This window comes from Citrobacter sp. BDA59-3, from assembly GCF_015167655.1.
Taxonomy (GTDB): domain Bacteria; phylum Pseudomonadota; class Gammaproteobacteria; order Enterobacterales; family Enterobacteriaceae; genus Phytobacter; species Phytobacter diazotrophicus.
Genome location: NZ_CP063427.1, coordinates 618,741 through 634,033 on the forward strand (window position 1 = coordinate 618,741; position 15,293 = coordinate 634,033).

18 protein-coding genes and 2 pseudogenes are annotated in these 15,293 nt (G+C 55.2%); 14 read left to right on the forward strand and 6 right to left on the reverse strand.

Annotation, left to right across the window (positions count from 1 at the left end):
* Positions 1-95 precede the first annotated feature (95 nt).
* Positions 96-1,514, reverse strand: a complete 1,419-nt coding sequence (locus IP582_RS02880; protein WP_039076868.1) for a PLP-dependent aminotransferase family protein — start codon at positions 1,512-1,514, stop codon at positions 96-98.
* Positions 1,515-1,690: 176 nt separating this feature from the next.
* On the opposite strand from IP582_RS02880, the gene IP582_RS02885 reads away from it, so the two are divergent.
* The 3 genes from IP582_RS02885 to IP582_RS02895 all read left to right on the forward strand — a co-directional run bounded on the left by IP582_RS02885 (position 1,691) and on the right by IP582_RS02895 (position 3,743).
* A complete protein-coding gene (locus IP582_RS02885) occupies positions 1,691-1,858 on the forward strand; it encodes a DUF1127 domain-containing protein (RefSeq protein ID WP_193795026.1) in 168 nt (55 codons plus the stop codon).
* A gap of 92 nt (positions 1,859-1,950) precedes the next feature.
* Positions 1,951-2,556: an ATP-dependent Clp protease proteolytic subunit gene (locus tag IP582_RS02890; protein ID WP_193795027.1), complete on the forward strand. Its 606-nt coding sequence runs from the start codon at positions 1,951-1,953 to the stop codon at positions 2,554-2,556.
* A gap of 137 nt (positions 2,557-2,693) precedes the next feature.
* Positions 2,694-3,743, forward strand: a complete 1,050-nt coding sequence (locus tag IP582_RS02895) for a DUF1176 domain-containing protein (RefSeq protein WP_193795028.1) — start codon at positions 2,694-2,696, stop codon at positions 3,741-3,743.
* Between the two features lie 107 nt (positions 3,744-3,850).
* On the opposite strand, the gene IP582_RS02900 is transcribed toward IP582_RS02895, so the two are convergent.
* On the reverse strand, positions 3,851-4,627 hold the full coding sequence (locus tag IP582_RS02900; RefSeq protein WP_193795029.1) for an NAD(P)H-dependent oxidoreductase: 777 nt from the start codon (positions 4,625-4,627) through the stop codon (positions 3,851-3,853).
* Between the two features lie 88 nt (positions 4,628-4,715).
* Between IP582_RS02900 and IP582_RS02905 the strand changes: the two genes are divergently transcribed.
* Together IP582_RS02905 and IP582_RS02910 are read left to right on the forward strand one after the other, a co-directional pair.
* On the forward strand, positions 4,716-5,609 hold the full coding sequence (locus IP582_RS02905) for a LysR family transcriptional regulator (protein WP_193795030.1): 894 nt from the start codon (positions 4,716-4,718) through the stop codon (positions 5,607-5,609).
* Positions 5,610-5,628: 19 nt separating this feature from the next.
* Positions 5,629-6,048: a FosA family fosfomycin resistance glutathione transferase gene (locus tag IP582_RS02910; protein ID WP_193795031.1), complete on the forward strand. Its 420-nt coding sequence runs from the start codon at positions 5,629-5,631 to the stop codon at positions 6,046-6,048.
* 113 nt (positions 6,049-6,161) lie between these two features.
* Here the strand turns inward: IP582_RS02910 and IP582_RS02915 are convergent, their stop codons facing one another.
* Entirely contained in the window at positions 6,162-6,824 is a 663-nt protein-coding gene (locus IP582_RS02915; protein WP_370551793.1) for an O-methyltransferase, read from the reverse strand.
* Between the two features lie 99 nt (positions 6,825-6,923).
* On the opposite strand from IP582_RS02915, the gene IP582_RS02920 reads away from it, so the two are divergent.
* The 9 genes and pseudogenes from IP582_RS02920 (at position 6,924) to IP582_RS02960 (ending at position 13,587) form a co-directional block, all read left to right on the forward strand.
* On the forward strand, positions 6,924-7,571 hold the full coding sequence (locus tag IP582_RS02920; protein WP_193795032.1) for a TetR family transcriptional regulator: 648 nt from the start codon (positions 6,924-6,926) through the stop codon (positions 7,569-7,571).
* A 53-nt stretch (positions 7,572-7,624) separates the two neighbouring features.
* On the forward strand, positions 7,625-8,149 hold the full coding sequence (locus IP582_RS02925; protein WP_193795033.1) for a type IV secretion protein Rhs: 525 nt from the start codon (positions 7,625-7,627) through the stop codon (positions 8,147-8,149).
* A complete protein-coding gene (locus IP582_RS02930; protein WP_228007934.1) occupies positions 8,140-8,574 on the forward strand; it encodes a putative T6SS immunity periplasmic lipoprotein in 435 nt (144 codons plus the stop codon). The genes IP582_RS02925 and IP582_RS02930 overlap by 10 nt, the downstream gene beginning before the upstream one ends.
* A 37-nt stretch (positions 8,575-8,611) precedes the next feature.
* Positions 8,612-9,571: an ankyrin repeat domain-containing protein gene (locus IP582_RS25260; RefSeq protein ID WP_228007935.1), complete on the forward strand. Its 960-nt coding sequence runs from the start codon at positions 8,612-8,614 to the stop codon at positions 9,569-9,571.
* A 192-nt stretch (positions 9,572-9,763) separates the two neighbouring features.
* Positions 9,764-10,074 (forward strand): annotated as a pseudogene (locus IP582_RS02940) (type II toxin-antitoxin system HigB family toxin).
* Positions 10,071-10,490 (forward strand): type II toxin-antitoxin system HigA family antitoxin, encoded by a 420-nt coding sequence (locus IP582_RS02945; protein WP_193795034.1) that lies wholly within the window; start codon positions 10,071-10,073, stop codon positions 10,488-10,490. The pseudogene IP582_RS02940 and the gene IP582_RS02945 overlap by 4 nt, the downstream one beginning before the upstream one ends.
* Before the next feature lie 501 nt (positions 10,491-10,991).
* Positions 10,992-11,459 (forward strand): MarR family transcriptional regulator, encoded by a 468-nt coding sequence (locus IP582_RS02950; RefSeq protein ID WP_039078208.1) that lies wholly within the window; start codon positions 10,992-10,994, stop codon positions 11,457-11,459.
* Positions 11,460-11,462: 3 nt separating this feature from the next.
* Complete coding sequence (locus tag IP582_RS02955) at positions 11,463-12,530, forward strand: HlyD family secretion protein (RefSeq protein WP_193795035.1); 1,068 nt, start codon at positions 11,463-11,465, stop codon at positions 12,528-12,530.
* Positions 12,520-13,587, forward strand: a complete 1,068-nt coding sequence (locus IP582_RS02960; protein ID WP_193795036.1) for a DUF2955 domain-containing protein — start codon at positions 12,520-12,522, stop codon at positions 13,585-13,587. The genes IP582_RS02955 and IP582_RS02960 overlap by 11 nt, the downstream gene beginning before the upstream one ends.
* Here the strand turns inward: IP582_RS02960 and IP582_RS02965 are convergent.
* The 3 genes and pseudogenes from IP582_RS02965 to yjiL form a co-directional block, all read right to left on the reverse strand.
* A complete protein-coding gene (locus IP582_RS02965; RefSeq protein WP_110295106.1) occupies positions 13,581-13,820 on the reverse strand; it encodes a DUF2164 domain-containing protein in 240 nt (79 codons plus the stop codon). The genes IP582_RS02960 and IP582_RS02965 overlap by 7 nt on opposite strands.
* A gap of 456 nt (positions 13,821-14,276) precedes the next feature.
* Positions 14,277-14,522, reverse strand: a pseudogene (locus tag IP582_RS25265) (DUF3343 domain-containing protein); the annotation flags it as partial.
* Positions 14,522-15,286, reverse strand: a complete 765-nt coding sequence (gene yjiL / locus IP582_RS02975; protein WP_079497322.1) for a putative 2-hydroxyacyl-CoA dehydratase activator YjiL — start codon at positions 15,284-15,286, stop codon at positions 14,522-14,524. The gene yjiL and the pseudogene IP582_RS25265, both read right to left, overlap by 1 nt.
* Between the last annotated feature and the right edge of the window lie 7 nt (positions 15,287-15,293).

Sequence of the window (15,293 nt, forward strand, 5' to 3'; positions counted from 1 at the left end):
CCTTACCCGGGATACGATTTTACCGGGGCCGCGGTGCGGTGGTTTGGTAGCCCCGGTAAGCGAAGCGCCACCGGGGAAGGAAAACGAAGGGGAGATTAACTCTCCTCCATCGCGAAATGAATAGCTTCGCCCAGCTTAGAAATGGCCTCGCGATACCGTTCAGTCAGCGGCAGGGCACAGTTAATGCGCAGGCAGTTGCGGTATTTCCCTGAGGCGGAAAAAAGCGAGCCCGGCGCAATCTGGATTTTCAGCCGACAAAGCTGGCGCGAGACACAGAGCATATCCACCCCTTCCGGTAGCTCCACCCACAGCATATAGCCACCTTTTGGCCGCGTGACGCAGATTCCGCAAGGGAAATACTGGCGGATCCAACAGGTATAGGTTTCCAGGTGCTGCTGATAAAACTGGCGCATCCGGCGAATATGGCGATGGTAGTGGCCGTCGCGAATAAACGCCGCCATCGCCAACTGATTAGTGGGTACTGTGCTGCCGATAGCGGCATATTTCATATGCAGCACCCGATCGCGATAGCGCCCCGGTACAATCCAGCCCACACGCAGCCCCGGCGCGACCGATTTGGTAAACGAACTGCACAGCAACACGCGGCCATCGATATCAAAAGATTTAATGGTGCGCGGGCGGGGATAATCGGTGACGAGCTCGCCATAGATATCGTCTTCAAAAATGACAATGTCGTGGCGCTGCGCCAGCGCCAGTATCGCTTTTTTGCGCGCATCCGGCATGATCGAGCCCTGCGGGTTGCTGCAACTCGGCACAAGGATCACCCCTTTGATCGGCCACTGTTCCAGCGCAAGTTCCAGTGCCTCAATGCTGATCCCGGTTTCCGGATCGGTTGGGATCTCCATCGCTTTAATGCCAAAACCGCGCAGTAACTGCATGGTGCCATAGTAGGAAGGGGACTCCACGGCCACGATATCGCCCGGTTTACATACCGAAAGCAGGGCGATGCTCAGCGCGCCGTGGCAGCCGTTGGTGATCACGATATCCTCCGGGTCCACCACCGTGCCGCCATCAACCATCAGGCGGGAGATCTGCTCGCGCAGTTCTCGCCGTCCTTGCAGGGCGTCGTAGCTCAGAATGTCGCACTGATTGTGCTGCACCAGACGCGCCATTTCGCGCCACAGCGGTTTCAGCGTCGGTTGCGAAATGTCCGGCGCTCCGCCGCCAAAATTGAGCATCTCTTTGTCCGAACGGGCATCGAGCAGTGTGAGCACTTCATCCCACTGCGTCACTTCTACCGGACGCTGAACCGGGCGCGATATGGCAGGCACCGGCGGTTTAGCTTTGCGCGGGGCGACAAAATAGCCCGAGCGCGGCTGCGGGGTGATCAACTGTAGATTTTCCAGCACCTGATACGCCTGCTGTACGGTGCTGATGCTCACGCCATGCTCCTGGCTCAGATTCCTGACGGATGGCAGTTTCTCGCCATGGCGGTAGAGCCCTTGTTCAATGCGCTCCGCCAGTAAGGTGGCCAGGTTTTCATAACGTGTCATGCTGTATCCTTTGTTGTCACCATACAGATTGTAAAATCAGTACAGATAGCGGAGAAAAATGCCGTTCAGATACAGTTGTAGGCGATCTGTATGTTAAAGAAAAGTAATTTCTGCGTCTGTATTGCATACAGGAATTCCAGAGACAATAGGGCTCTGTTCAGGTGAGGAGAGACGCGATGGAATTCTTTGAAAATAGACCGCAACGACCATTTTTCGGGTTAGTACAACTGTGGCATTGGGTGAAAAGAAACTGGGAACGGCGCAAGACACGGATAATTTTGAGCAATCTGAGCGATGAGCAACTGAAAGACCTGGGATTGCGTCGTGACGATCTGGGTTATTGATCCCCCAAAAGTGCGGAGATAACATCTTGTTATTTTCCGCCTTTTATGGCGTAGACTATGCTTAATGCCATTATCACTACGGGGGATTCACCATGCATTATATGGGCAGTAAAGACGACGATAAAAAAGAGAGCGAAGGCGGCAACGTCACTCAGATGATGCAGCAGAAGTTGCTGGATTCGCGCTCGATCATTATCTCCGGTGAGATTAACCAGACGCTGACCGAAAAAGTGGTGACCCAACTGCTGCTGTTGCAGGGGATCAGCGATGCGCCGATCAAAATCTACCTGAACAGCCAGGGCGGCCATGTTGAAGCTGCGGATACCATTCACGACATCATTAAATTCATCAAGCCGGAAGTGCATATCATTGGTACTGGCTGGGTGGCGAGCGCCGGGATCACCATTTTCCTGGCGGCGAAAAAAGAGCATCGCTACGCGCTGCCAAACACTCGCTTTATGATCCATCAGCCGCTGGGCGGCGTGCGTGGGCAGGCCAGCGACATTGAGATTGAAGCGAAAGAGATCATCCGCATGCTGGATCGCGTTAACCGTCTTATCGCCGATGCGACCGGGCAACCGGTTGAGAAAGTGAAACAAGACACTGACCGCAACTACTGGATGAACCCGCAAGAAGCGATTGATTACGGTATTGTCTCCCGCGTAGTAAACAGCTACGGGGACCTGAAGCTGGATTAATTTCCCCTCTCCCGATCCCCTTCCTGTGCGAGGGGGATCAAATCCACGTTATTTCCTTTCGCCGTAGAAAAAATTTCACTTCTCCGAATGCACTAAATTCTTCACACTGTCGGCGATGGTGAATACGGAGAAACGGCATGAATAAAAGTTATAAAGCCGCACTGGTGATGATAGCGACGCTCAGTGCGCCGACAATGGCAGAAAACAATAGCACCACGTTTAACCACAAAGATTGGGAAGTCGTTTGTGACAACACGCTGACCTGTCGCGCTGCGGGTTATAGCAAGGAAGAAGAAGCCAGCGGGTCGGTACTGCTGGTGCGTAAAGCCGGTGCGGATGCTCCGCTTGTTGTCGATGTTGTGCTCGCGGAAATGGAATCCGATGAGACTGCACCGCAGCCCAAATTGGTTCTGTGGATTGATGACAAAGAGGTCGGTGAAGTTGAGCCGGAGGACACCGATACCTGGCGGTTATCTCCCGCGCAAACTCAGGCGCTGATCGAGGCAGTAAAAGGCAGCGGCAAAGTGGAATTTAAAGGCGGTGCCAAGCCGTTCGAGCTGTCTGGCGATGGCGCGACAGCGGTGCTGTTGAAAATGGATGATGTGCAGGGGCGTCTGGACACCCCCGGCGCGCTGGTGAAGAAAGGCGATAAACCGGAAAGTGGCGTACCGGCGGCGAAAGAGCCCCCGGTGATTCAGGCCGCCAAAGTGAGCGATGCGCAGGAGCGCGTGCTCAATGAAACGGAAGTCGCCGCGCTTAAGCCTAAATTGATTGCTTCGTTACCGAAAGACACCAATTGCGAGCGTTTGAAATCACCGGACCCGCAGGCGGACGAGGGCGATAACGATATCAGCCTGACGCCGCTTGACGATACCCATGCGCTGATTTCCACGCTCTGCTGGCGCGCGGCCTATAACGAAGGCTATGGCTTCTGGGTTATCGACAGCAAGCTCGCGGGCGAACCCGTGCTGGTGACTGATTCCGCTTCGGATTACAGCGATGGCCTGATTTCGCTGGGTCAGCGTGGCCGCGGGATAGGCGACTGCTGGGCATCCGCGGAGTGGGTGTGGGACGGTAAAGCGTTCACCCAGAGCAGCGAATCCACCACCGGTATGTGCCGCTACATACGCGCGGGCGGCACCTGGGATCTCCCGTCATTTGTCGCGCAGGTCAAAGAGCCGGAATAAGGCATTTATCGTTGAATGGCATCCCGGTTCACCCTTTTGGTCTTTTTGGGTAAGCAGGGTGCCATTTTATTCATATACGGGTAACGTATTTCATACCTGAATGGATGTCACTTCACATGCACACCAAACCCGCTCTCGCCTGGTGCGATATCCGGGCGCAGGGTCAGTGCGGGAATGGTGTAATCCCCGGCATTCTGCCGACGGAAGGGCAGCGGTTCCGCCTGCCAAAGCGTGTCCAGACGCTGTGCCAGTTGCTGGCAATACGCTGCATATTTCTCATCATCTGTCTTGCTGGTGCGATAAATCACCAGCGGCGGCAACACTTCGAAGCCCGGATAAAACAGCATCCCGTGCTGGATGGGGAACAGAATATCGTCGATGGGGCCGTTGATCCCACGCGGGCTATAGTGTGATTCCCAGCCGCCTGTCGTCACCAGCAACATCGCCCGCTTGCCTGACAGACTCCCCTCGCCATAGCGATCGCCCCAGTGAGTGTCGCTGTGTTCGCCCACACCATAGGCAAATCCATAAGCGTAAACCCTGTCGAACCACCCTTTCATAATGGCAGGCATCGAAAACCACCACAGCGGAAACTGGAAAATGACCGCGTCTGCCCAGCGTAATTTCATCTGTTCGCCAGCGATATCCGCACTTTGCAAACCCTGCTCAAAGGCCTTTTTTGAATCCAGTGACGGGTGGAAATGGTCACCCGCCAGCGGGGCCAGCGTGTCGCTGGCATCCAGTTGTGATTTCCAGTTCATGGCGTAGAGATCGGATACCTGCACGTGGTGTCCGCTATTTTCCAGGTGCGAAATGGCAAAGGCGTTCAGTGCACCGTTCAGAGAGTGGGCTTCGGGATGGGCGTAAACAATCAAAACATTCATTGTGTGTACCTGGTGTTGGGAAAGTCACCCCACGGTAATGAATGGGAAGGTATAGTAGAAATTAATTACTGATATTGCAGGTATAGCCATGGTTAATTTTCGTCGTATCGATTTGAATCTGCTGGCGACGCTGGATGTCCTGTTGACCGAACTTAACGTGACGCGGGCGGCGCAACGGCTCAATTTGTCGCAGCCCTCGGTCAGCGTGCAGCTTGCCCGCCTGCGGGAGATCTTTGGTGACCCGCTGTTGCTGCCGGGGCCGCGTGGCATGCAGCCGACCGCCCGTGCCGATGAACTGCGTCTACCGCTGCGACAGGCGCTTGATGCGCTGGAAAGCGCTGTCTCGTCCGGTAGCCCTTTTGCTCCGGCGAGTGCCAATCTTACCTGGCGGATCGTGGCCACGGATTACACCGAGTCGGCCGTGGTGTTGCCTGCGCTCAACAGCCTGCGGGCGGCCGCACCGGGTACCCGGCTGGCGCTCTTCGAGCTCAATCCCCCGCAGATTTTGCGCCAGGCGGAGCAGGGCGATGTCGATCTAATCTTTCATACCCGAGAAGGATCGCCGCCTGCATTGCATCAGCGACTGCTGTTTACCGAACGCTATGTACTGGCCGGGCGGCTGAATCACCCGGCCTTAAAACGTCGCCCGACGCTGGCGCAGTTCTGCAGGCTGGAGCATGTGATTGTCTCGCCGGAAGGCGGGGGCTTTAGCGCGATAACCGATGAGGTGCTGGCAAAAAGTGGGCTTTCGCGGCGCGTCGTGCTCTCTGTGCCACATTTCTTGTTTATGCTGGAGGCGCTGGCCACCAGCGACCTGGTAGCCGTGCTGCCGGAACGTCTGGTGAAAAAGGCAGGAGCCTTGCAGGTGGTGGAGCCGCCCGTGCCGCTGCCGGGGTTCGATATGCTGATGCTCTGGCATGAACGTCTGCACCGTGACCCTGCACACCAGTGGCTGCGACAACACTTACTCGACTGCCTTTAATTTCTGCTGAGATGACAACATGTTAAAAGGTCTTAATCACCTGACGCTGGCGGTCAGCGATATCGCCAGCAGCATCGGTTTTTACCATCATCTGTTGGGGTTGCCCCTGCATGCACGCTGGGATAACGGCGCGTATCTGCGCTGTGGCGATCTGTGGCTCTGCCTGTCGCTGGACGCGCAGCGGCGGTACATCGCCCCACAGGAGAGCGACTATACCCACTATGCCTTTAGTATCGATGAAAATGATTTTGCTACCTTTGTGGCGCGCCTTACGCAAGCGGGGATAACGTCGTGGAAAGAGAACAGAAGCGAAGGGGAGTCGCTCTATTTTCTCGATCCGGACGGGCACAAGCTGGAAGCGCACGTGGGTAGCCTCGCGCAACGGCTGGCCGCCTGCCGCGCGAAGCCATACAAAGGGATGATGTTTTTTGACGAGTAGCCCCGGTAAGCGCAGCGCCACCGGGGAAATCCCGGATGGCGGCGTAAACGCCTTATCCGGGCTACGAGTTGTAGCCCCGGTAAGCGCAGCGCTACCGGGGGATTAGTGGCCTTTCACCCCAGCCAAACCGACAGCTCCACATCCTCGCTAAACGGCGTCGACAAATAGCCATTTTCTGGCGAGCGTACTTTTTCCAGATACGGCGGGTAATAATCGGCGTTATCGGCGACGATCAGCGCGCCTTTTCTCAGGTGCGGCTCCAGTAACGCCAGAATCTCCGGGTAGAGCGATTTCGCGCCGTCGAGCAGCACCAGATCAATCGATTCAGGCAGATCCTGACGCAGGGTTTCCAGCGCATCGCCTTCGCGGATCTCAATCAGATCGCTCACGCCACCCAGGTTAAAATGCTGCCGGGCGCGCGCCGCTTTGGAGGCCTCGAACTCGCAGGTAATCAGCCTGCCGCCACCGTTATCACGCAGTGCCGCCGCCAGATGGAGCGCGGAGATCCCAAACGAGGTGCCGTACTCGACAATGGTGCGCGCGTTACTGCTGCGCGCCAGCATATACAGCAGTGTGCCGGTCTCTTTTGACACTGGCAGCCACAGATCTTTCAGGCGTCCGTAGAGATCCCGGTAGTCGGTTTTGCTCTGTAACAGGCGCATCTGTTCCTCTTCGGAAACATCATCCAGTACGGGGCTGGTGGTTGCCTCGGCCTCGGCAAACAGACGTTCCAGCAGCAGGGCCAGCGGTGCGGTGGTGAGGGTGGTCATGGTCATGCAGGACTCCAGTATAAAATATGACGAATTATTCGCATTTAGAATATGATGGATTCGTCACATTCACTATTCGCATTCCTTCCGCTGGAGACTCACCCGATGACATCCCGTTCAACCCCGCGTATTTCCTCACGAAAACAGCCACGTCAGGCACGTTCTACCGCGCTGGTGACGGCAATCCTGGAAGCCGCTATTCAGGTTTTAGCCGAGGAAGGAGCAGCGCGTTTTACCACCGCGCGGGTGGCGGAACGTGCGGGTGTCAGCGTTGGCTCGGTGTATCAGTACTTTCCCAATAAAGCTTCGATTCTTTTCCAGCTCCAGCTTGAAGAGTGGCAGCGTACGACCGCACTGATGCGGGAGATTTTGCAGGACACCCATTATCCGCCACTCCAGCGAATGCGCACGCTGGTGCTGGCTTTTGTGCGCTCGGAGTGCGAAGAGGCAGCAATGCGTACCGCGCTGGATGACGCTGCGCCGTTGTATCGTGATGCGCCGGAGGTGATGGCAGCTAAAGCCGCGGGTGAGGGTATCTTTCAGACCTTTGTGCAGGAGGTGCTACCGAGTGAGACGCCCGCCAGACAGGCGCTGGTCTGCGAACTGGTGACCATCACCATTGGCGCGGTGGGCAAAGCGTTCTCTTCTGTGCCGCGTAGCGAGGCGGAGATCACCGCGTTTGCGGCAGAACTGGGAGAAATGGTGTGTGGATATCTGCAGTTGAAAGACGAAATGTCACGCAGCGGCGATTGAAAAATCATTCGTAAGGTTTATATATATGAGGTCGCCATAATCTGAGAGTGTCTATGGACGGGGAAGGGAGTCAGCGGTTATTGCAGCCGGGCGAAATCCGTCTGGCCAGAAGTGTCTTCGGTAATAGTATTGAATACCATAAAGTCTGGGTGCATCACGAGAGCTATTTTCCGTTTGGCTTACAGCCGCAAAGTGCGGGAATGGCACCCGATGGCGAGATCTATGTTCGCGAATGGTACCGGAACGATTTTTCGCGAGAATCGCATCCTTTTCAGCATATATTCATTCATGAACTCAGCCATATCTGGCAGCGTAACCGCGGCATGAATGTGCGTGTTAATGGCTTAGTCAGTGGATTGGTGAGTTATCGCTACCATTTAAATGGGCGACCTTTACGACGTTATTCGATGGAACAGCAGGCACAAATCATTGCCGATTATTTCATTCTCAAAACTTACGGCTATGCTTCCTGGATGGCATTAAGAGCGAGAGGCGATGTGACACTTGACGGGGATCTCCGTGAGTCCCGCATGTTGCCTGAATATCAAAAAACGTTGCAGGGGTTTCCATGGTGCTAAGAAAGGGGATAACACGCGGTATGTTATTACTGGCGTCCCTGCTGGCACTGACTGGCTGTCCGGGCTCAGGCGACAGGCTAAGGCCCGATGAAACCACCTCGGTGAGGCGTACCGCAAATAATGAAGTCTGTTTTGCCGTTCATCATGCGGAAGATTACCAGCCGGTATTTATCTCTATTAATCCGCGCAATATTCCGCCCCCGAAACATAAATATACTTTGATGCCACCCTTAAAGGTGAAAGATGCGCAACTGTGTATTCCACCCTCTTTCTATACTTTCGCCAGCGACGGGAAATTTATCGTTAAGTACATCCTTAAATCGAGAACCCAAAGCCCGCCGACACGCAGCGTAGTGGTAGGGGTTGACGTATCAAAAGGGGAAATGAGTGTCTTCCCCTTAGCGAACAATGAAATGACTCGCTAAAGGATGAAATTAAGACGGAACAGCAAAAGGAGGCCCTATGGCCGATTCTCTGGCGCTGGCGGCAGGCCAGCTTTCTCTTAATGCGTGGCAGGGGAAGTGGGAGGAGGTCCTGGCTGTCCTCGAACAATATCCCTCGCTGATTAATCATGTTTCGCAGAAAAAAGGCTATTCCGCACTGCATCAGGCCGCGTGGCACGGTGCGGATTTAACGGTCATTGGGCGCTTGTTGCAGTACGGCGCGGATACCCAGCTCAAGACGCACGATAAACAACAAACGGCGTATGACATTGCCGTTAAGAAACATGCGCAGCGTGAGGATCTGCGGTTTGTGCTTTATCCGGCCTCGCGAACACTCGCCCAGTTGATGCGTAAGATTTTCGCGCAGGGCATGCCGGAATTGATGGATTACCCCGATAAATTACTGATGGACAATCTGGTGATGCTGCTCAGCGATGAAGGGTGTGTTTCCCCCACGGCCAGCGCGAAGGAGCGCTTTTATGCCGCCTTTATGGCGATGACGGGAACGCCGCTTTCTACACCTTTTGAACGTCACGCCTCGATTCCTCCACACTGGTGGGTGGATACCGACTACTGGCGCGATGAGTTTTTACCTCAACTGCTGGCGCTGGAAAAACGCAAATCATGCATTCCGCTGGAACATAGCTGGGCGACAATTGGCGATCTGCTCGCGCCGGACCACTGCGATTGGGGACTCAGAGGCGACCCCTGGTTATGGATGGAGATGCGCAAGTCGTTATCCCGTGTCCCTCTGCCGGACACGCTAAAAGATCTCACCGCGCTGCTGCGTAACGTTGTGCTCGCGCGAACCAATTCAACCATGCTGGATGCCGATGCCGTTTATGTCCCGCGTTTTTGCCGCGGCGGCATGAGCAGCGGCCATATTTCATTGCGTTTCTGGGAGCAGAAAGGCATCCCCGCTATTGTGCAGCGCGCCGAGTGGTTAAGGGAGATGTGGGGGACGGGGGAGCGGGGATAAGGTGTCGCTTGTTCACGAAATATGTTTGTTCATGCTGCGTGAACAATGGTCATTCGTGAACAAGAAGGTTCAGTTAACGCCTTTCAATGCCGTCACAACGTACTTGCGATTGCACAGGTAAAGGGTATTTATACCTGTTTCCAGCATACCGGGCCCAGAGGCTATTATGTAAACAGATGGGCAGGATGCCCGATACATGTCATTTCAAAAGAGCCTTTTGAGGAAGCGGCAAAGCGAAATCCTAATGACGCCTTCTCCATACGGGCGCTGTACCGCTTAGTGTGTGAGATAGACTTCTCTTCTCCGACTGAGATGGAAGCGCTGATACCGAGCCTGGATAATTTTAAGTACCGGAATAAATGGTGGGTTCTGGATGTTGGAGGCAATAATCTGAGGGTTATCGCCTACATCGATTTTGTGAATAAACGCTTCATGTGAAGCATATTACTACCCGCGCTGAATACGACAAGTTGACCCGCTATTACAGGGAGAACAAAGAATGATCACTGACGCTGCAAAAGCCATTGAAGCCACCAGACAACTCGTCGATGCGGTCCCTTTCCTGGGCGGGAGTACTTCCGAGCGCGATTACCGTGAAGCGCTGGCGCTGGTAGATTACCTGCTTGAGAACGACGATGAGAACCCGCTTATCGACTTCCTGGCGAGCAAAATCGCGGACCATGAAGATAACAGCGAACGCTTTGCTGAATTCAACAAAGCCGTCGCTGAGATGCCGGTCGGCGTTGCGCTGCTGCGTACTCTGATTGACCAGCACAAGCTGTCTTATGCTGACCTGAAAGAGGAGATCGGCTCTAAATCACTGGTGAGCCAGATCCTATCCGGCCATCGTTCTCTGACTATCTCTCACATTAAGGCATTATCCGCGCGTTTTGGCGTGAAACCAGAATGGTTCTTTTAACCGTCATAAACGAATGAGAGCCGCTTTTCTCCCTCTCCCTTTCAGGGAGAGGGCCGGGGTGAGGGTTATAACTCGTTGCTACATCAACACATTTCCCCTCACCCTAACCCTCTCCCCAGAGGGGCGAGGGAACCGCCCGTGCTATTTTTTAGGTTTGTCAGCAGTCTGAGGCCGCCAGCCGGGGTTTGGAATTTCGCGATACTCGGGAAAAAAAAAGCCATTTATCGGCTTCGTATCACTGGTGCGGGCAATCAAAAAGTAGTGGCTTCGTGGGATGATCCCCACAATATTGCTGCAAATAAGCGACGAATAGCTAAAAAATGTCAGGCTAGCCGGGAACTAGGCAATTGAAAAGTATTCGCTCGTACTCCGGTAAGCGTGAGTGTGATCAAGGAAATTCTATCGACAAAATTTTTCCATTCCATGCTCTTTCCTAACTCTGTTTCTTGATACTTATCATGATAACTATTATCCTCCTCACCGCTTAATGAGGAACCTCACATGACTGAAGACGAACTGTTTGCCCGCAGGCCGCTGGGAATGCGAATGGCGATGATTGTGCGCCAGTGGCGCGCCACCATTGATCATGCGCTTGCCGATACCGGCCTCACCCAGTCGGGCTGGACGGTGCTGATGCAGCTTCGCCAGCTAGGCGATAACGTCTCGGTCAGTGAACTGGCGGAAGTGCAGGGCATCGAACTGCCGCCGCTAATGCGTACCCTCACGCAGCTTGAAAACCAGGGATTGCTTGTGCGCACCACATCCCCCTACGACAAGCGCATCCGCCTGCTGACGCTCACGCCAGAAGGTCATGCCATGCTGGAAAAAATCACCCGTGTGATTGAAGCCTGTCAGGAACGTGCGGCGCAAAACATCCCGGCTGAAAATATGGACATTTTCAGCGCGACATTGAATCAGATCGCCTGCAATTTGCGGAATATCCGCGAAGAAGATAACAAGACTAAATAAATCATGATGACGCCAGAACAAAAGTTTGCCCGCTGGGTAAGGGTGAGTATTGCCTCTTTCCTGCTGATGTTTGTCTACTTTATCGTTGCTGATATCTGGATCCCGCTGACGCCGGACTCCACCGTAATGCGTGTGGTGACTCCGGTGTCTTCGCGCGTTTCCGGCTATGTTGCGAAGGTCTACGTGCAAAATAACAGCGTGGTGAAGAAGGGCGACTTGCTCTACGAGTTGGATGCCACGCCGTTTAACAACCAGGTGGAAGCCGCGCAAATCGCGCTGGCGCAGGCGCGTCTTACCAATCAGCAACTGGATGCGCAGATTGCGGCAGCCGAAGCGAACCTGAAAACCGCACAGCTTACCGCGCAAAATGACAAAGTCACCTTCGACCGCTATCAGCGGCTGGGGGCGATGCAAAACGTCTCGCAATCTGACCTGGATAAGGTGCGCACGACCTGGCAGAGCAGCGTGCAGTCGGTGAATAACCTCAACGCGACGATCCATGCTCTGACTATCGAACGTGGCGAGCGCGATGACAGCCGCAACGTGACGCTGCAAAAATATCAAAATAGCCTCGAGCAGGCGCAGCTCAATCTTGGCTGGACGCAGGTACGCGCTGAGGTCGACGGTAAAGTGAGTAATCTGCAACTGAGCCCCGGCTATTATGCCGCTGCCGGGAGCGCAACCCTGGCGTTGGTGCACGACAATGCAGATATCGTGGCGGATTTTCGCGAGAAAAGTTTACGTCACACCCGCGTCGGTACCGATGCCGCGGTGGTCTTTGATGCATTGCCGGGCCATGTGTTTCGTGGCCATGTCACCAGTAGTGATGCCGGGGTGTTAGCCGGACAGCAAGCGGTTAACGGTGAGCTGTCGGAACCGGAAACCTCCAACCGCTGGGTGCGTGATGCGCAGCGCATGCGTATTCACGTGGCGCTGGATGACGCCTTGCCCAAATCCCTGCCGACCGGCGCGCGCGCCACCGTGCAGCTATATAACAGCGAAGGGCCGTTTGCCCGCTTCTTCTCGGGGCTGCAAATCCATCTCGTCAGTTGGCTGCACTATGTCTATTAATACCCTCGCGCGCGTCTTTACGCCGCACGGCAACATCGTCTATACGGCGAATGATTTTCGCCAGACGCTGCGCATTGTGTTTGCCGGGATGATCGCGCTGAGTATCTCGAGCTTTTACAACACCAGCTATGGCGTCTTTTATGTCGTCTACCCGGTGATGTTGCTCTCGCTGGTGCCGGTGTTTAACCGCCACGTGGCGAAGCAGTTTATTTTTAGCGCGGTACTAAACTGCGTCGAAATGGTGCTGATTATCGGCTATTTGTCGAAATGGCCGCTGATGATGACGCTGGTGGTCTTCGGCCTGTATGTGATGCGTTTTCGCTTTATGAGTAAGGGGCCGCTGTTCCTGTTTGGTTCGGCGGGGGTGGTGTGTCAGAGCACGATGCTCAACTTTATGAGCTACCCGACCAGCGACTGGCATACGTTGATTTTCTCCAATATAGAAGCCAGTGTGATGGCAGTAGCCCTCAGTGCGCTGATGAATTACCTGATCCCGGATGTGGCGCCGCGCAATCCGCCGCCGCGGATCGAAAAAAGCGATGCCCGCGTGCGGCATGAGTCCCTGCTCTCCGGGACCGTGGCGACGATGATTTTTGTCGTGTTCCAGATAAGCGATCTCAGTGATTCGCTGTCAGCGCTGATGGCGGGTATTTTGATCCTCTTCCCGATGCATTATCGCGGTGCGGTGATGAGTTCGTTGTGGCGTGTGATGGGGGTGATTCTCGCCTGTCTGTATATCCTGCTGGTGCAGTTGATTCTCTACAATCACAGTAGCCATATGTTGTTGATGATGCCGCTGATAGGCCTCGGGCTGGCGTTTAGCGCGCGACTGCACGTGATGGAAAAGGTGGGAGCGGGCGTCGGTTTTTCCAGCGTTACCACCATCGGCATTATGTTCGGGCAGAACCTGCACCCGGATACCGACCTGGTGTTCAGCGATCTTTATCGCATTGTGTCGGTGACGGTCGCTCTGTTGGGCACACTAACGATGGTGTTTCTGGTGCACCTGATCTTAAACCGTTTCGAGGCGACGCGGTTTGTGGTCGAAGATCAGTAGATTTTTTTCAGATCCATCTCTTCCTGAATGCGTTCGCTGTAAGCGGCGTGCGTGCGGATGGCTTCATCGATCCCGGCGTTAAACAGCGTCGGGCCGATATTTTCAATGACGAAATCGACAAAGAATTCGGCGTCGAATTGTTCCAGTTCGAGGTCGAAGTTGTCGATGCAGTAGCGTTGCAGCTTTTCGCGAAGCATCTCGCGTTCGCTGTGGCTGAGATCGATTTTGCTCATCGGGTTTCCTGGTAAGAGAAAAAGGGCATCATAGCAGAGGTTTGCGGTGAAGCGTCTCCGGATGGTTTTCTCCCTCTCTCTGTGGGGGGGAGGAATTCCTTCGCGAGCATGATCGATCCCCTCTCCCTGAAGGAGAGGGCCAGGGTGAGGGGGAAAATGCGGCTCTGGTGGCCATTCCGTTCACCTTATGTTTCTTGCTTTTCTATCGCGACAGAACCCGTGAACGTGCCAGGGTGGCTCACCGCCACCCTCCTGGCGACCCGGGCTCCCGGCCAGGAAAATCGCCGCTGGCGCGGTCCATTCGTCTTATGTCGTCTGACTTTCGGGTCGGGGACCAGCCTGCGTCCTTGTAGGCTATCTCCTCCGCCCGCTTCCCTGTGGGCGTGCTTGTAGCCCTGGTAAGCGCAGCGCCACCGGGGAAATCCCGGATGGCGGTGCAAGCGCCTTAACCGGCGACGACTCATACACCGCCACCTGCTCAAACGCTTCTCCCTCGCAGCGGTAAATCGCCTGGGTCGCGCCGGGCAGCACCCACTGCTGTTCTGCTCCGGGTGGGCACTGCAGACGAATGCATAACCCGCAGCCGCCGCGCAGGGTGCGGGGGATATCCGCCACGCGAAACGGCACGCCGGATGCCTGCAACAGCTTGCGGGTCTGCACCACGCCAACGGTGGAGTGAAATAAAAACAGGAACTCTTCCATCAACGTCCCCTCTGGCGCTGACCAATCAGCGCCGCGCCAATCGCCCCCGCGTATTGAGCATCGTCATGGGTATGCACCGCCATCTTCAGATGCTCGCTCAGCATGGCACGGAAACGGGCGCAATGGCTGACGCCACCGGTAAACAGCAGCGGTCCCTGAGTGGTGAGCCGCGAAATAAAATGGCTGCTGCGTCGTGCCATCGCATTGATCACACCCGCCAGAATCGCCTCGGGAGCAACGCCCGCTGAGCGCAGGCTGATCACTTCTGATTCGGCGAACACGGTGCACATGCTGGTCAGCGGATGCGGCGCGATGCCGTCGGTGATCCCGTCCAGCGCTTCCACCGTAGTACCCAGAGTGCGTGAAATGACGTCCAGAAAGCGCCCTGTTCCGGCGGCGCATTTGTCGTTCATCAAAAAATCGGTGAGATTGCCCTGTTCATCAAGCTGGATAACCTTACTGTCCTGACCGCCGATATCAATGACGGTGCGTGCCTCCGGCAACAGCAGGCGCGCGCCCAGCCCGTGACAGGAAATCTCTGTTACCTGCTTATCGGCAAAATCCACCAGTTGCCGCCCGTAGCCGGTAAGCGTAAGGAAGGGCTTTTCCTCCAGACCTGCCCGCAGTGTCTCCCAGGCGTCATGAATACTGTCCGCCGGGCGAAACGACGTCGGGCAGAGGAAACGCCGGACAATGGCGTTCCCTTCCAGCAATATCCCTTTGGTGGTGGTTGAACCGGAATCAATACCTATCGTGAACGTCACCCTGACC